The following is a 13,938-nucleotide window of genomic DNA, read 5'->3' on the forward strand; positions in this document are numbered from 1 at the left end:
GGGCCTCGCCGCCGACGGGGGCGGCTACGGCTTGGGGCTGTCCTCGCCGTACAGCCACACGTCCCACACCTTCTTCAAATCGCGGCCCGTCTTGCGTTGCGCGTAGGCGGTGAAGTCGGCCGTACACGCGTTGCCGTGGCGGTGGTCCTCGGCCCAGCCGCGCAGCAGGGCGAAGAACCGCTCGTCACCGGCCTCCTGCCGGATCCGTTGCAGCACCATCGCACCGCGGTAGTACACCGGCGCCTCCGAGATGTCGTCGGGCCCGGGCGGCGCCGCCGGCGGGAACGCGTCCCAGTGGGCGGCGTCCGACCCCTCGAAGGACGTGTCACCGGCGAGGAGGGCGTCGAACCGTTTTTGCGCACCGGGACCGCCGTGGTCCTCCGACCACAGCCACTCCGCGTAGGTCGCGAAGCCCTCGTTGAGCCACATGTCCTTCCAGGACTTCGGCGACACCGAGTCCCCGAACCACTGGTGCGCCAGCTCGTGGACGGTGAGCTCCAGCGAAGGGGCACCCGGATAGACGGGTTTGGTCTGCGTCTCCAACGCGTACGGCAGCGTGCCGCCCGCCACCACGATGGTGCCCACCGTGGCGAACGGGTACGGCCCGAACCGCCCCGCTTCCCACTCCACCAGCTCCGGCAGCCGCCCGAGCGCCGCCGCGCTCCCGGCTTCCTCGCCCGGCGCGACCGCGTTGTAGACGCCGATTCCCGAAGAGGTGCGGGCCGTCGCCACCTTGAACTTCCCGATGGCCGCGGTGGCCAGGTAGCTCGCCATCGGTTCGGCGCTGTGCCAGGCGAAGGCCGTCCGCCCGTCACCGGTGTCCCGGCGGGAGGCCAGCTCGCCGTTGGAAACCGCCTCGTAGCCCTGCGGAACGGTGAGCGTGATGTCGTAAGACGCCTTGTCGCTGGGGTGGTGGTTGCCGGGGAACCAGGTCATCGATCCGACGGGCTCACCGACGGCCACGGCCCCGTCCGCGGTCGTGATCCAGCCCTCCGGGGAACCGTCCGCGTCGGTGAGGGGCCTCGGCGTACCGCTGTAGCGGACCTCCGTACGGAACACCCCGCCCTTGGGAAGGTCCATGCGCGGGCGCACGGTCAGCTCCCGGCCCGTGCGGTTGTACCGGGCCGGCTCCCCCTCGACGGTGACCGCGTCGACGCGCAGCCCGCTGAGGTCGAGGTTGAAGGAGCTCAGCGTCTGCTCGGCGCGGGCGGTGATGACGGCCGTGCCGGTCAGCTGCCGGTCGGCGGGCCGGTAGCCGATGTCCAGGGCGTAGTGGTCGACCTGGTAACCGCCGTTGCCCGCCTTGGGGAAGTACGGGTCCCGCAGCCCCGACGCGCCCGGCCGGCCCTGCACCGTCGAGCCCGTACAGCCCGCGGTGAGGGCGAGGAGGGCGGCGACGGCGGGGACGGCGAGGCGGGTGAGACGGTTGCGCGCGCGGTGATCCACGCGTTCGATCCTATGCGGGAGCAGGAAAGACGGTCCTAGTTCTCGAGGGCGTCGACGCCGGCCTTGGCGAACTTCTCGTCCAGGTCACCGCTCGGGGCGCCGGCCACGCCGATGCCCGCGACCGGGGCGCCCTTCGCCTGCACCGGGGCACCGCCGGCCAGGAAGAGGGTGCCGGGGATGTCCTTGAGGTTCGGGGTCTGGGCGAGCCGGCCGGCGAGCACCGAGGTCGGGGCGTTCCAGGACACGGCGGTGTACGCCTTGCGCTGCGCCGACTCGTAGGACTGCGGGCCGGCGCCGTCGCCGCGGAGGGTGACGACGGTGTTGCCGTTGCGGTCCACCACCGCGACCGTGACCTTCTGGCCCTCCTTCCCGGCGGCCTCCAGCGCGGCCTGGGCCGCGCGGGTGGCGGCGCCGACGGTGAGGTGGGTCGAGGTGGTGAAGGTCTTGTCGTCGCCCTTGGGGCCGTCGGACTGGGCGGCGCTCGCGCTGACGGCGCCGAAGGTCCCGGCGCCGAGCGCGACGGCGAGGGCGGTACCGGTGAGGACGCGGGTACGGGTGTTCATGCTGCTACTCCTGAGGTAGGTGGTCCGCTGCTCCAAGCCTCACCCGGGATCCCGCCCCCGCCCGTCCCCGCACCGGCCGACCCCGGGGTCATCCGATCGGCCGATGCGCACCCACCCACCTGCCGGTTTGGCTCAGGATGTACCCAAGCCCCACCCCCAGGAGCCCCCCGTGACCCCGGACCCGAACCCCACCCCCGCCGAGGACCCCACCGGCCCTGCCCGGGGCACCGGCCAGGCCCGGGGCACCGGCCAGGGTGACGGGACCCGGGCGGGCCACGAGGCCCGGGCGGCCCACGAGGCGGACGGCGCCGACACCGGCACCGACGGCGCCCGCGCCACCGCCACCGCCACCGCCACCGCCACCGGGACGCGGACGCTGGCCGCCGTCACGCACGCCGCGTTCTTCCTGCTCCTCGGGGCCTCCGTGGCCAGGTTCCTGCTGCACCACCCCGGCGAGCCCCGTACGCCGTGGGTCATCGCCCTCGGCGCCACCCTCGCCCTGCTGTACGTGCTCGGGCCCGCCGTCGGCGCCGCGCCCACGCTGCGGCGCCTGCTCTGGCTCGGCGTGGTCGTGGCCACCTGGGTGGTCCTCGTCCTGCTCGCGCCCAGCTTCGCCTGGTGCGCAGTCCCCCTCTTCTACACCGCCCTGCGCACCCTGCCCCCGCGCGCGGCGGTCGTCCTCGTCGCCCTGCTCACCGCCCTGGTCGTCGCCGCCCAGCTCAGGCTGTCCCCGTCCTTCGACCCCAACCTCCTCCTCGCCCCGCCCGCCGTCGCCGCCCTCGCCACGGCCGTCTTCGTCCACATGGAGCGCCAGACCCGGGCCCAGCGCACCCTGATCGACGACCTCATCCGCACCCGCCGGGAACTGGCCGCCACCGAGCGCCGCGAAGGCACCCTCGCCGAACGCCAGCGGCTCTCCATGGAGATCCACGACACCCTGGCGCAGCACCTGTCCAGCCAGCAGATGCTGCTCCAGGCCGCCGACCGCACCTGGGACAGCGACCCCGCCACCGCCCGCGCGCACGTCCGGACCGCCACCGACACCGCCGCGCGCGGCCTCGCCGAGGCCCGCCGACTGGTCCACGACCTCGCACCGCCCGAGCTGGCGGGCGGCGGGCGCCTCGCCGACGCCCTGCGGGCGCTGGACGCCGGCCCCGACATCGAGGTCCGCTTCCACCTGGAGGGCACGCCCGCAGCGCTGCCCGACCGCGCCGAATCCGCCCTGCTGCGGATCGCGCAGGGCGCCCTGGCCAACGTCCGGGAGCACTCGGGGGCCCGCACCGCCGCCCTGACCCTGAGCTTCCTGGGCGACCAGGTCGTCCTGGACGTCGCGGACGACGGCCACGGCTTCACCGAACCGCGCGAACCCCGCGCCGACGTCCCCGACCGGGGCCACGGCCTGCCCGCGATACGCGCCCGCGTGCGGCAGCTCGGCGGCACCCTGACCCTCGAATCCACCCCCGGCGAAGGAACCGTCCTGTCCGCCGCGATCCCCCTGGAGCCGGCCCGATGACCACGATCCTCCTCTGCGACGACCACGTGGTGGTCCGCGCCGGCCTGCTGGCCCTGCTGGGCAGCGAACCCGACATCGAGGTCCTCGGCGAAGCGGGCAGCGGCGAGGAGGCGGTCGCGCTGGCCGCGAAGCTCCGGCCCGAGGTGGTGCTGATGGACCTCCAGCTGGGGGCCGGCATCGACGGGGTGGAGGCCACCCGCCGCATCACCTCCGCCCCGAACCCCCCGCACGTGCTGGTCCTGACGACGTACGACACCGACGCGGACATCACCCGGGCCATCGGGGCGGGCGCGACGGGGTACCTCCTCAAGGCGGAACGGCCCGAGGAACTCTTCACCGCGATCCACTCGGCGGCAGCCGGCCGCACCACCCTCTCCGCGCCGGTGGCCAGCCGTGTGATGGCCCGCATGCGGGGGTCACGCCCGACGCTGACGGACCGTGAACTGGACATCCTCGGCCAGCTGGCCCGCGGCCTCGGCAACCGCGACATCGCCCGGGCCCTGTTCATCAGCGAAGCCACGGTCAAGACCCACCTGGGCCGCATCTACGACAAACTCGGCGTCGACACCCGCGCGGGAGCCGTCTCGGTAGCCAAGGAACAACGCCTCCTCCCGTCGTAACGCCACCCCCGCCAACCCCAGCCCCGCCGACGTTCAAGGCACGCGGCCCCGCCAAATCCAGCCCGCCACGTCCGAGGCACGCGGCCCCGCCAAACCCAGCCCCGCCACGTCCCAGGCACGCGGCCCCGCCAACCCCAGCCCCGCCGACGTTCAAGGCACCCGGCCCCGCCAACCCCAGCCCCGCCGACGTTCAAGGCACCCGGCCCCGCCAAATCCAGCCCCGCCGGCGTTTGAGGCGCGGGGGCCCGGGGCCGGCCCCCGCAACGGCGCCGCACCCTCCCACCCACACACACCGCACGCGGGCCGGCCCCCACCCACGGCGGAACCCACCGGCCAACCCCACCGGCCAACCCCACCGGCCATACCCACCAACCCAACCCACCCGGCGGAGCCACCCCACCCCGTGACACCATCTCTACGTGCTCGACATCGGCTACTCCCTCTCCCGACGCTTCCCCGACCCCCCGCAGACCGACTACCGCTCGGCGGACATCCACACCCTGCGCCACGACCTCTTCTGCGGAGACGTCTACCTCGCCGACACCCACGCCGACCGCGAGCTGTCCACAGCCTGGGGATGGGTTCCCGTCCTCGACTTCGCCTGGGCGCTCTGCGACATCGTCGAGCAGCTCGACCAGGATCCGCGCGGCAGCCGCTCCGCCAACCGCCAGTACGCGGAACTCGACTTCACCGAGTCCTCCGACCGCATGCTGTTCGAGCGCCGCTTCGGCTGGGTCGACATCGAGGCCGACTGGATGCCGCCCGAGGAAGCCCCCCTCACCTTCACCCACCGCCTGCTCCGCCGCGAGGCCCGCGACTTCCTCCACGACCTCATCGCCGACCTCGTCGACATGCACGACGGCCTCGCCGACAACCCCGCCATCTGGACCCTCCAGGCCCGCTTCCCCCGCGTCCCCGCCTGAGGGCCGCAGCAGCCGCCCGCACAGCGGCTCCCCCCTCCCCCTCCATCGGCGCAGCCCCCGCCGACACGGCTACGGCACCACCCGCACCCCCAGCTGCGCGGCCAGCGCCGGGGCCAGGTCGTACAGCTGCGCCGGACTGATCACCGCCCCCGCCAAGGCGTCCACCCCCCGCGCGATCCCCAGTTCCACCGCCTCCCGCAGGTCCACGTCCGACATCCGCGCCCCCTGGAAGTCCGCCCCCCGCAGCGTGCAGTCCCGGAACTCCACCCGCTCCAGCACCGCCCCCGCGAAGTCCGGCTCCACCAGCACGCACCCCTCGAAGACCACGTCTTTGAGCTTCGCCTTGCGCAGGTTCAGGTAGTCGATCTTGCCGCCCCGCACGACCACCCGCTCCAGCACCGCCCCGTGCAGCTGGACGCCGCCGAGCCGCGCCTCCACCAGCTCCACGTCCCGCAGCGAGGCCCCCGACAGGTCCGTCCCCACCCCCCGCACCCCCTCCAGCACCGAATCCAGGATCCGCGCCTTCGCCAGCCCCGCCTCGTCCAGCGCGCACCGTCGCAGCGCACAGTCCATGAACCGGGCCCCGATCCCCTCCTGCCGGCCGAAGTCCACGTCCACGAACTCCACCGCGTCGTAGTCCCCGTCCGGCTCCAGCCCACCCCCCTGCCACGCCGCCAGCTCCGGCAACCGCACCTCCGCGCGCTTCGCCGCCTTCACCGGCCCGCCCCGCCCCCGGTCCTGCCCCTTTCGCACCATGCCCCCATCGTGACGCACCCCACTGACAACGCCCCGCCTAACCCGCAGCCCCCGACTCCGCCGGCCCCGCCAGCCCCGCCAGCGCCTCGTCCGTCAGCCGGTACACCGTCCACTCGTCCTGCGGCCGCGCGCCCAACGCCTCGTAGAACGCGATCGTCGGCTCGTTCCACTTGAGCACCGACCACTCCAGCCGCCCGTACCCCCGCTCGCCACAGATCCGCGCCAGCTCCGCCAGCAGCGCCTTGCCGTGACCACCACCGCGCGCGCCGGGACGCACGTACAGGTCCTCCAGGTAGATCCCGTGCACCCCGCGCCACGTCGAGAAGCTGAGGAACCACAGCGAGAACCCGACGGCCTCCCCCTCCTCCGTCTCCGCGACGTGCGCGAAGGCCGCCGGCAGCTCCCCGAACAGCGCCTCCCGCAACTGCTCTTGGGTGGCCCGCGCCTCCTGCGGCACCTTCTCGTACTCCGCCAGCTCGCGGATCATGGACCAGATGACGGGAACGTCCGCCTCCACAGCGTTGCGAATCATGCCCGCACCCTACGACCGGCCCGCCCGCGCGCATCAGCCAACCAGCCCCCGATCCGGCCTCGGAACGCGACATCCCGTCCCTGGACACCCCTCGGAAACGGGGTGTAGCAACTCCCCATGACGATCAACGGCGGCATTTCCTTCTGGTACGCGACGGATCACACCGCCACCGCCCCGCCCCGCGCCCCCCTCACCTCCGACGCCACGGCAGACGTCGTCATCGTCGGCGGCGGTTACACCGGCCTGTGGACCGCCTACTACCTCAAGTCCTCCGCACCCGACCTCCGCGTCACCGTCCTGGAGCAGAAGTTCTGCGGCTACGGCGCCTCCGGCCGCAACGGCGGCTGGCTCTACAACGGCATCGCCGGACGCGACCGCTACGCCGCACTCCACGGCCACCAGGCCGCGCTCCGCCTCCAGCGGGCCATGAACGAGACCGTCACCGAGGTCATCGACGTCGCCGCCAAGGAGGACATCCGGGCCGACATCCACCACGGCGGCGTCCTCGAAGTCGCCCGCACCCCCGCCCAGCTGTCCCGCCTGCGCGCCTTCCACGAGGGCGAGCTCGCCTTCGGCGAAACGGACCGCGTCCTGCACGACGCCACCGACACCCGCGCCCGCATCGACATCGCGGACGCCGTCGGCTCCAGCTGGACCCCCCACGGCGCCCGCATCCACCCGCTGAAACTCGTCACGGGCCTCGCGGCGGCCTGCGAACGGCTCGGCGTTGTCATCCACGAGTCGACCCCCGTCACCGAGATCGCCCCCGGCCGCGCCCGCACCCCGTACGGCACCGTCCGCGCCCCGTACGTCCTGCGCTGCACCGAGGGCTTCACCGCCGCCCTCAAGGGCCACAAGCGCTCCTGGCTCCCCATGAACTCCTCGATGATCGTCACGGCCCCCCTGCCCCCGTCCACCTGGCAGTCCCTGAACTGGTCCGACTCGGCGCTCCTCGGCGACATGGCCCACGCCTACATGTACGCCCAGCGCACCGCCGACGACCGCATCGCGATCGGCGGCCGCGGGGTCCCCTACCGCTACGGCTCCCGCACCGACAACGACGGCACCACCCAGGAACGCACCGTCGCCTCCCTCACGGCCCTGCTCACCTCGTTCTTCCCGCTGCTCACCGGAGTGGAGGTCACCCACGCCTGGTCGGGCGTCCTCGGCGTCCCCCGCGACTGGTGCGCCACCGTCACCCTCGACCGCACCACCGGCCTCGGCTGGGCCGGCGGCTACGTCGGCTCGGGCGTGGCCACCGCCAACCTCGCCGGGCGCACCCTGCGCGACCTGGTCCTGGGCGAGGCCACGGACCTCACCGCCCTCCCCTGGGTCAACCACCGCGTCCGCCGCTGGGAACCGGAACCCTTCCGCTGGCTCGGCGTCCAGGCCCTCTACGCCGCCTACCGCGAGGCCGACCGCCGCGAAACCGCCACCCACACCCCCACCACCACCCCGCTGGCCCGCCTCGCCAACCGCATCTCGGGCCGCCACTGAAACACCGGCAGAAACGCCGTAAGGCCCCGGACCACCGCCCGGGGCCTTCCTCTTCGGATTCAGATCGAGCTGATCATCGGCGACTGTGCCGCCGGGACGGTCCGTCATCACCGGTCCGCGCACCGACCGCGCCTCGTATGTGACGGCTGGCGGGAGGCTGCAAGTCATCCCGCATCAACCGCTGCAGCGAATCCAGCTCCGCAAAGAACGGGCGTATGACCTGCTGATACTCAGGGTCTTCGAAGGTCACATCATCGTCGGCAAGCATGTCGCGCGCTGCCCGAAGCTGGTGATAGACCGGCACGGCGGCCTCGTAGATGTGGTCCGGCGCCGCAATGGCCAGCTCTCGGAGAACGGACTTGGCGTCCGAGTGCTGGGGATCGCTGAGAAACGCGTCGTGGATGGCCTGCGTGCGGGAGGGCCCGCCCTCCACGGTGCGGAGCACTGCCCGGCCCCGGGACCTGGCTCCGGAGCCGTGTCTGAGACCAGAACTGAGACAGAGAGCACCCGTGCGGCCCTCGCCCGGCGCCGCCGCAAGATTCGGTGAAACACGAAAGCCCAGCTCAGACGAGGTCTGAGCTGGGCTTCCACCAGAGCCCCCTGTCGGATTCGAACCGACGACCTACGCATTACAAGTGCGTTGCTCTGGCCGGACTGAGCTAAGGAGGCAGTGCACACCCGCCGGTTACTCGGGCGGGACCGCCATCACTCTACACAGCGCGCGAATCCGTCGGCCATCACATTCGACGGCCCTCCACGGGGTACCCCGTCGACGCCAGCGCCGCCGCCACGGCGACCGGGTCCGCTTCCGGGGCCAGGGTTTCGAGCACCTCGGACGTGAGGGGGCGCAGGGCGTGGACGTGGCGGATCGCGTCCGGATCGAGCTGCCGTGCGTAGTAGTCCTGGCGAAGGCGTGGTACGCCTCCGGCGTGCCGGCCGCCAGGACGTGGAAGAGGTGGCCGGTGCCGTCGTCGGCGTACTCGGCGTACTCCACCGGCCCGGCCCGCCAGGCGGTGTCGTGCGTCTCCCGCCAGAAGACGACCGTGGCCACCCGCACCTCGTCGTCGCAGAACGCCGGCTCGTCGAGCAGCGGCCGGAACACCTCGGGCAGGGTGTCCACCAGCCCGGGCCACAGGGCCATGTCCTCGTTGGTGTAGGGGCTCATGGAGGACTCGTGGTCGAAGCCGCGGCCGAAGACCCCGTCGGGGGTGAAGAGGATCGCGTACTCGTCACCCGCGCCGTTGTTCATCAGCCCGGCCTCGGTCCCCGGGCCCCACCCGGGGTCGTAGTCGAAGTACCTCCCGCTCCGGCCGCCCATCAGGACGTCGAGGGCCGCCAGGGCCCGGCAGCGGTCGCGCAGGACGTGGACGTCCGGGAGGACGGCGATCAGTTCGTGGACGGTGTGGGGGCGCGGTGCGGCGGCCATGCGGGTCATGCGGGTCATGCGGGTCATGAAAGCAGGCGGGTCCGACAGATCGCACAAAGTTCGAAGTCATCGCGGTGCGGTGCTGACAGTGGAGGGCACGGCCGGTAGCGTCGGGCGGAGTCCGGATTCTGGACTAGACCTTCCACTCGGATCGTCCGGCACGTTCCTGCCGGTAGAAGGGATTCACCACCATGGCTTCTGTCACCTTCGACAAGGCGACCCGGCTCTACCCGGGCGGCGACAAGCCCGCCGTCGACCAGCTCGAGCTGGAGATCCAGGACGGGGAGTTCCTCGTCCTCGTCGGCCCCTCGGGCTGCGGCAAGTCCACCTCGCTGCGCATGCTCGCCGGCCTGGAGGACGTCAACGGCGGCGCCATCCGCATCGGTGAGCGCGACGTGACGCACCTGCCGCCCAAGGACCGGGACATCGCGATGGTGTTCCAGAACTACGCGCTCTACCCCCACATGTCCGTCGCCGACAACATGGGCTTCGCCCTCAAGATCGCCGGTGAGGACAAGGCGACCATCCGTCGCAAGGTGGAGGAGGCGGCGAAGATGCTCGACCTCACCCAGTACCTCGACCGCAAGCCGAAGGCGCTCTCCGGCGGCCAGCGCCAGCGCGTCGCCATGGGCCGCGCGATCGTGCGCAAGCCGCAGGTGTTCCTCATGGACGAGCCGCTGTCGAACCTCGACGCCAAGCTCCGCGTCTCGACCCGCACGCAGATCGCCGCGCTCCAGCGGGACCTCGGCATCACCACCGTGTACGTCACCCACGACCAGGTCGAGGCCATGACCATGGGCGACCGGGTCGCGGTCCTCAAGGACGGTCTGCTCCAGCAGGTCGACACCCCGCGCAACATGTACGACCGGCCCGCGAACCTGTTCGTCGCCGGGTTCATCGGCTCTCCCGCCATGAACCTGGTCGAGGTGCCGATCACCGACGGCGGCGTGAAGTTCGGCGACAGCGTCGTCCCCGTTTCCCGCGAGGCGCTCGCCGCCGCCGCCGACGCGGGCGACCGCACCGTGACGGTCGGCGTGCGTCCCGAGCACTTCGACATCGGTGACACCGGCGGCCTGACGATCACGGTCAACGTGGTCGAGGAACTCGGCGCCGACGGCTACGTCTACGGTTCCGTCGCCGACGCCACCGCCGGCAAGCAGGACCTCGTGGTCCGCGTCAACGGCCGCCAGGTGCCCGAGAAGGGCTCGACCCTGCACGTGGTGCCGCGCCCCGACGAGATCCACGTGTTCTCGACGTCCTCGGGCGCCCGCCTCTCCGACTGACGGTTCCGGCAACGGCGGAGGAAGGGGTGCCCCGCCAAGGGGTGCCCCTTCCCGGCGAGTTGCCGCGGCCGTGTCCGGATTCCCGGGCAGATCGGACCATTCGGCCCTACTCGTCAACCCGGGAATCGAAAAGCCGCGTCGAACCATCCCCCGACCGGGTGACTGAATGTCGCCACGTCTTCACCGAGCGCTACTCTCGCCCTCGTGACCCACACTGCCCGCCGTATCGGCCGTTCCCTCGCCCTGGTCCTGCCCGTCGTCCTGGTCCTGTCCGGGACGCTGGCGGTCACCATGGTCCCCTGGGCGGACAACTCCTCCTCCCAGATCCTGACCGCCTCCGCAGAAGGCGTGTCCGTTCCCGCCAAGCCGCGTGCCGCACAGGACCTGTTGCGCGAGAAGCTGCTCACCGAGCTGCGTCAGGGTGAGGAGCCGGGCGACGTCCTGACGCACCTCCAGCAGGAGGTCGACCGGCGGCCCTCGCTCGCCGAGCACTGCGTGGGCATCGCGCGGGCCCTGGGCCGGGCCGCCGTCGAGGCCTACGGGCCGACGAAGGCCCAGTCCTTCGCCCGCCCCGTCTGCGACACCTCGTACGCGTCCGGCGTCGCCTCCATGGGCTGACGGTCCGACCGGCGGGTTGACGGCCGTCGCGTCGGCCGTCGCCGCGGGGGCGTCCTGCCTACGCTGGCGGGCATGACCGACGTTCCCCCCGTACCGCCCCAACCCACGCACGACGCGGCCGCGTTCCCGGCTGCCCCCACCCAGGCCGTGGTCCTGGCGGGCGGCCAGGGCACGCGGCTGCGGCCGTATACGGACGACCGGCCGAAGCCGATGGTCGAGATCCCGGGAACGGGCGTGCCGATCATCGGGCACCAGCTCGCCTGGCTGGCGGCGGAGGGGGTCACCGACGCCGTCGTCTCCTGCGGGCACCTCGCCGGGGTGCTCCAGGACTGGCTCGGCCGCACCCGGCTGCCGCTGCGGGTGACGACAGTCGTGGAGGAGGAGCCGCTCGGCCGGGGCGGCGGCCTCAAGTACGCCGCGCGCCACCTCCCGCACGCGGACCAGCCCTGGTACGCGACCAACGGCGACGTCTGGACCCGGTTCTCGCTGCGCGAGATGGCCGCCTTCCACAAGGAGCGCGACGCGGTGGCCACGCTGGCGCTGGCCCGGCCGCGGATCCCGTGGGGGGTCGTGGAGACCAACGAGTTCGGGCAGGTACTGGACTTCATCGAGGCGCCGCAGTCGCCGTACCCCGTGAACGCCGGCGTGTACGTGTTCGGCCCCGCCTTCGCGGCGCTGCTGCCCGACCTGGGCGACCACGAGCGGACCACCTTCCCCCGGCTGGCCCGGGAGCGCCGCCTCGCGGGCTTCCCGCTGCCCCAGGGCGCCTACTGGCGGGCGATCGACACGGCGAAGGACCTGACCGAGGCGGCCCGGGAGTTGGCGGCGTACGGAGGCTCCTGAGCGGCCGTGCCCGGCCCCGCGCACGCCCCGCACCGGCCCCCACCGCCCCGCGAAGCCCCGCGAAGCCCCGCGAAGCCCCGCTCCCTCCTCCGCGCTACGCCGAAGCGCCCCGCGCACGCCGAAGGGCCCGGCGCGCTCCTCGCGCGCCGGGCCCTGGGCCACGTACGGGTACCGGTTCCGTGTACGGTCCTCAGCCGAGCAGGCCGCCGACCAGGCCGGGCTTCTTGGCGGTGCCGCCGCTGCCGCCCCCGCTGCCGCTGCCCGAGGAGGACGTCGGCGGCTGCTGCGGGCTGGACTGGCGCGGCGTGCTGCGCGGGGTGCTCTGCCCGCTCCCGGCGCCGCTGCGGCTCGCGGCCGGTGACTGCGCGCCCGTCCCGGCGCTCTGCGAGGGTGCCGAACCCGCCCCGGTACGGCCGGACTTGGCGGCGGGGGCGGAGGCGCTCGCCGAGGGCGTGGCGGGCTTGGACGGCTGCTGCGAGGGCGGCTGCTGCCGCTTGGCCGGCGCCTGCACCGGAAGCGGGGTGCCGGGCAGGTAGTTGCTCGGGGCCCGCCCGGGCCCCGGAACGGTGACCACGGCGGTGGACCGGACGGCCCCGCCGAGGAGGGAGCCGACGAGCAGGGCGAGCCCGCAGATCACGCCGCCCATGAGGGCTCCGCGCCGCAGTACGCGCCGGCGCAGCTGCCAGACCTCGGAGCGCGGGCCGAGCGTGCGCCAGGCTTCTCCGGCGAGGCGTCCGTCGAGCGAGTAGACGGGGGCGCCTGCGATGATCAGCGGGCTCCAGGCGGCCAGATAGATGATGTCGGGCGCGTCGTACGCCGGGACGGTCTTCCAGCTGACGGTCATCAGCAGCGCCGCGGACAGCAGCGCGCCGAAGCAGGCGGCGAACCGCTGCCAGAGCCCGAAGACCGTGAGCACGCCGACGATGACCTGGAGGAACGCCACGGTGAGCCCCGCACCGACGGGGTGCGCGAGCGCGAAGTCGCGCAGCGGTTCGGCCAGCGGCCAGGGGTGCAGGGTGTGCAGCCAGCTGACCATGGAACCGCGTTCGCCGCCGTCGAAGTAGACGGGGTCGCAGAGCTTGCCCATGCCGGCGTAGATGGAGATGAAGCCGAGGAAGACGCGCAGCGGGAGCAGCACGACGCCGAGGTTCATCCGACGGCCCGGGTAGTACGAGGCTTGTGCACGGGTGTCGGGGGCGGGCCGCCGGGACTCGTCCCCGCTCTCGCCGTCCCCGTCGTACCCGGAGCCGTACCCGTCGTACGGCCCGTAGTCGTAGGAGGGCCCCGCGGGCTGCCGGACCGCGCCGAGGCGGCGGGTCTCGTCGGGGTCGCCGTAGGTGCGCTGGCCGATGACGGTCGGCGTGGCGAGGGTGTCGTCGGCGAGGTCGTGCGCGAGGTCGACGCGCGGGATGGTCTGGGTGGCGCCCCCGTCGAAGCCGTCCCGGCCGCGGCCCGCCTCCCGTGCGGCCTGGAGCAAACCGCCCATCGCGGCCGTGTCGCCCTGGTCGGCCTTGCCGCTCCAGACGACGGGGGCCCGGCGTCGGGTCGCCCCGGCGGCAGCGGCCACGGCACCGCCGAGGACGGGAGCCCGGCCGGGTGCGCCTGCGGGCAGCGAGGTCTTGGAACGCGCGCTCGGGCTCGGTGCGAGCCGCACGCGGAAGCTTGCGTGGTTGACGATGACCTGTGCGGGATCGCACGGCACCTTGACCATGCTCAGCGCGGGCTGGTCGTCGAACCCTGACGTTCTGGTGTCCACACTCATCTAACCGAGTGACGAGTGATAAGGACACTGCCTTGACAGCAGGGATGTGTCCGAGACCCGTCAAGATCAAGTCACCCCGCCCGGAAGGGGCGGGGTGACACGCTCACGGGTCACGCTCTCTGAGCCAACTGGATCAAGGGAGTGGGCCGGGTGGGC

The 13,938-nt window shown here is 72.9% G+C and carries 14 protein-coding genes and 1 tRNA gene; 7 read left to right on the forward strand and 8 right to left on the reverse strand.

Translation table 11 applies throughout. The features are described from left to right. Positions 1 to 24: 24 nt before the first annotated feature. Both OG861_RS14385 and OG861_RS14390 read right to left on the reverse strand, forming a co-directional pair. Positions 25 to 1,446: a M1 family metallopeptidase gene (locus tag OG861_RS14385; RefSeq protein ID WP_329197077.1), complete on the reverse strand. Its 1,422-nt coding sequence runs from the start codon at positions 1,444 to 1,446 to the stop codon at positions 25 to 27. Positions 1,447 to 1,481: 35 nt separating this feature from the next. Next, positions 1,482 to 2,009 carry a GlcG/HbpS family heme-binding protein gene (locus tag OG861_RS14390; RefSeq protein WP_329197075.1) on the reverse strand — a complete coding sequence of 176 codons (528 nt, stop codon included), beginning with the start codon at positions 2,007 to 2,009 and terminating at the stop codon, positions 1,482 to 1,484. A gap of 169 nt (positions 2,010 to 2,178) precedes the next feature. Between OG861_RS14390 and OG861_RS14395 the strand changes: the two genes are divergently transcribed. The 3 genes from OG861_RS14395 to OG861_RS14405 all read left to right on the forward strand — a co-directional run bounded on the left by OG861_RS14395 (position 2,179) and on the right by OG861_RS14405 (position 5,065). Continuing rightward, positions 2,179 to 3,522, forward strand: a complete 1,344-nt coding sequence (locus OG861_RS14395; RefSeq protein WP_443056569.1) for a sensor histidine kinase — start codon at positions 2,179 to 2,181, stop codon at positions 3,520 to 3,522. Continuing rightward, positions 3,519 to 4,142 carry a response regulator transcription factor gene (locus tag OG861_RS14400; protein ID WP_330261721.1) on the forward strand — a complete coding sequence of 208 codons (624 nt, stop codon included), beginning with the start codon at positions 3,519 to 3,521 and terminating at the stop codon, positions 4,140 to 4,142. The genes OG861_RS14395 and OG861_RS14400 overlap by 4 nt, the downstream gene beginning before the upstream one ends. 419 nt (positions 4,143 to 4,561) lie before the next feature. After that, entirely contained in the window at positions 4,562 to 5,065 is a 504-nt protein-coding gene (locus OG861_RS14405; RefSeq protein ID WP_329197071.1) for a hypothetical protein, read from the forward strand. Positions 5,066 to 5,134: 69 nt separating this feature from the next. Here OG861_RS14405 and OG861_RS14410 read toward each other — a convergent pair whose 3' ends face one another. Next, a complete protein-coding gene (locus OG861_RS14410) occupies positions 5,135 to 5,821 on the reverse strand; it encodes a pentapeptide repeat-containing protein (protein WP_329197069.1) in 687 nt (228 codons plus the stop codon). A gap of 37 nt (positions 5,822 to 5,858) precedes the next feature. Further along, entirely contained in the window at positions 5,859 to 6,353 is a 495-nt protein-coding gene (locus tag OG861_RS14415) for a GNAT family N-acetyltransferase (protein WP_329197067.1), read from the reverse strand. Positions 6,354 to 6,470: 117 nt separating this feature from the next. Between OG861_RS14415 and OG861_RS14420 the strand changes: the two genes are divergently transcribed. Then, entirely contained in the window at positions 6,471 to 7,850 is a 1,380-nt protein-coding gene (locus OG861_RS14420) for an NAD(P)/FAD-dependent oxidoreductase (protein ID WP_329197066.1), read from the forward strand. A gap of 73 nt (positions 7,851 to 7,923) precedes the next feature. On the opposite strand, the gene OG861_RS14425 is transcribed toward OG861_RS14420, so the two are convergent. The 3 genes from OG861_RS14425 to OG861_RS14435 form a co-directional block, all read right to left on the reverse strand. After that, positions 7,924 to 8,295, reverse strand: a complete 372-nt coding sequence (locus tag OG861_RS14425; protein WP_329197064.1) for a hypothetical protein — start codon at positions 8,293 to 8,295, stop codon at positions 7,924 to 7,926. 149 nt (positions 8,296 to 8,444) lie between these two features. Beyond that, positions 8,445 to 8,519: transfer RNA gene (locus OG861_RS14430), tRNA-Thr, on the reverse strand. A gap of 16 nt (positions 8,520 to 8,535) precedes the next feature. Continuing rightward, a complete protein-coding gene (locus OG861_RS14435) occupies positions 8,536 to 9,294 on the reverse strand; it encodes a hypothetical protein (RefSeq protein WP_330261722.1) in 759 nt (252 codons plus the stop codon). Between the two features lie 173 nt (positions 9,295 to 9,467). Between OG861_RS14435 and OG861_RS14440 the strand changes: the two genes are divergently transcribed. From OG861_RS14440 to OG861_RS14450, 3 genes are all read left to right on the forward strand, one after another. Next, complete coding sequence (locus OG861_RS14440; protein WP_329197061.1) at positions 9,468 to 10,559, forward strand: ABC transporter ATP-binding protein; 1,092 nt, start codon at positions 9,468 to 9,470, stop codon at positions 10,557 to 10,559. Positions 10,560 to 10,763: 204 nt separating this feature from the next. After that, positions 10,764 to 11,177 (forward strand): hypothetical protein, encoded by a 414-nt coding sequence (locus tag OG861_RS14445; protein ID WP_329197059.1) that lies wholly within the window; start codon positions 10,764 to 10,766, stop codon positions 11,175 to 11,177. Positions 11,178 to 11,249: 72 nt separating this feature from the next. Next, a complete protein-coding gene (locus OG861_RS14450; RefSeq protein ID WP_329197058.1) occupies positions 11,250 to 12,020 on the forward strand; it encodes a nucleotidyltransferase family protein in 771 nt (256 codons plus the stop codon). 190 nt (positions 12,021 to 12,210) lie between these two features. On the opposite strand, the gene OG861_RS14455 is transcribed toward OG861_RS14450, so the two are convergent. After that, complete coding sequence (locus tag OG861_RS14455) at positions 12,211 to 13,782, reverse strand: DoxX family protein (protein WP_329197057.1); 1,572 nt, start codon at positions 13,780 to 13,782, stop codon at positions 12,211 to 12,213. Positions 13,783 to 13,938: the final 156 nt, after the last annotated feature.

The organism is Streptomyces sp. NBC_00539, from assembly GCF_036346105.1.
In the GTDB taxonomy this organism is placed as follows: Bacteria; Actinomycetota; Actinomycetes; order Streptomycetales; family Streptomycetaceae; genus Streptomyces.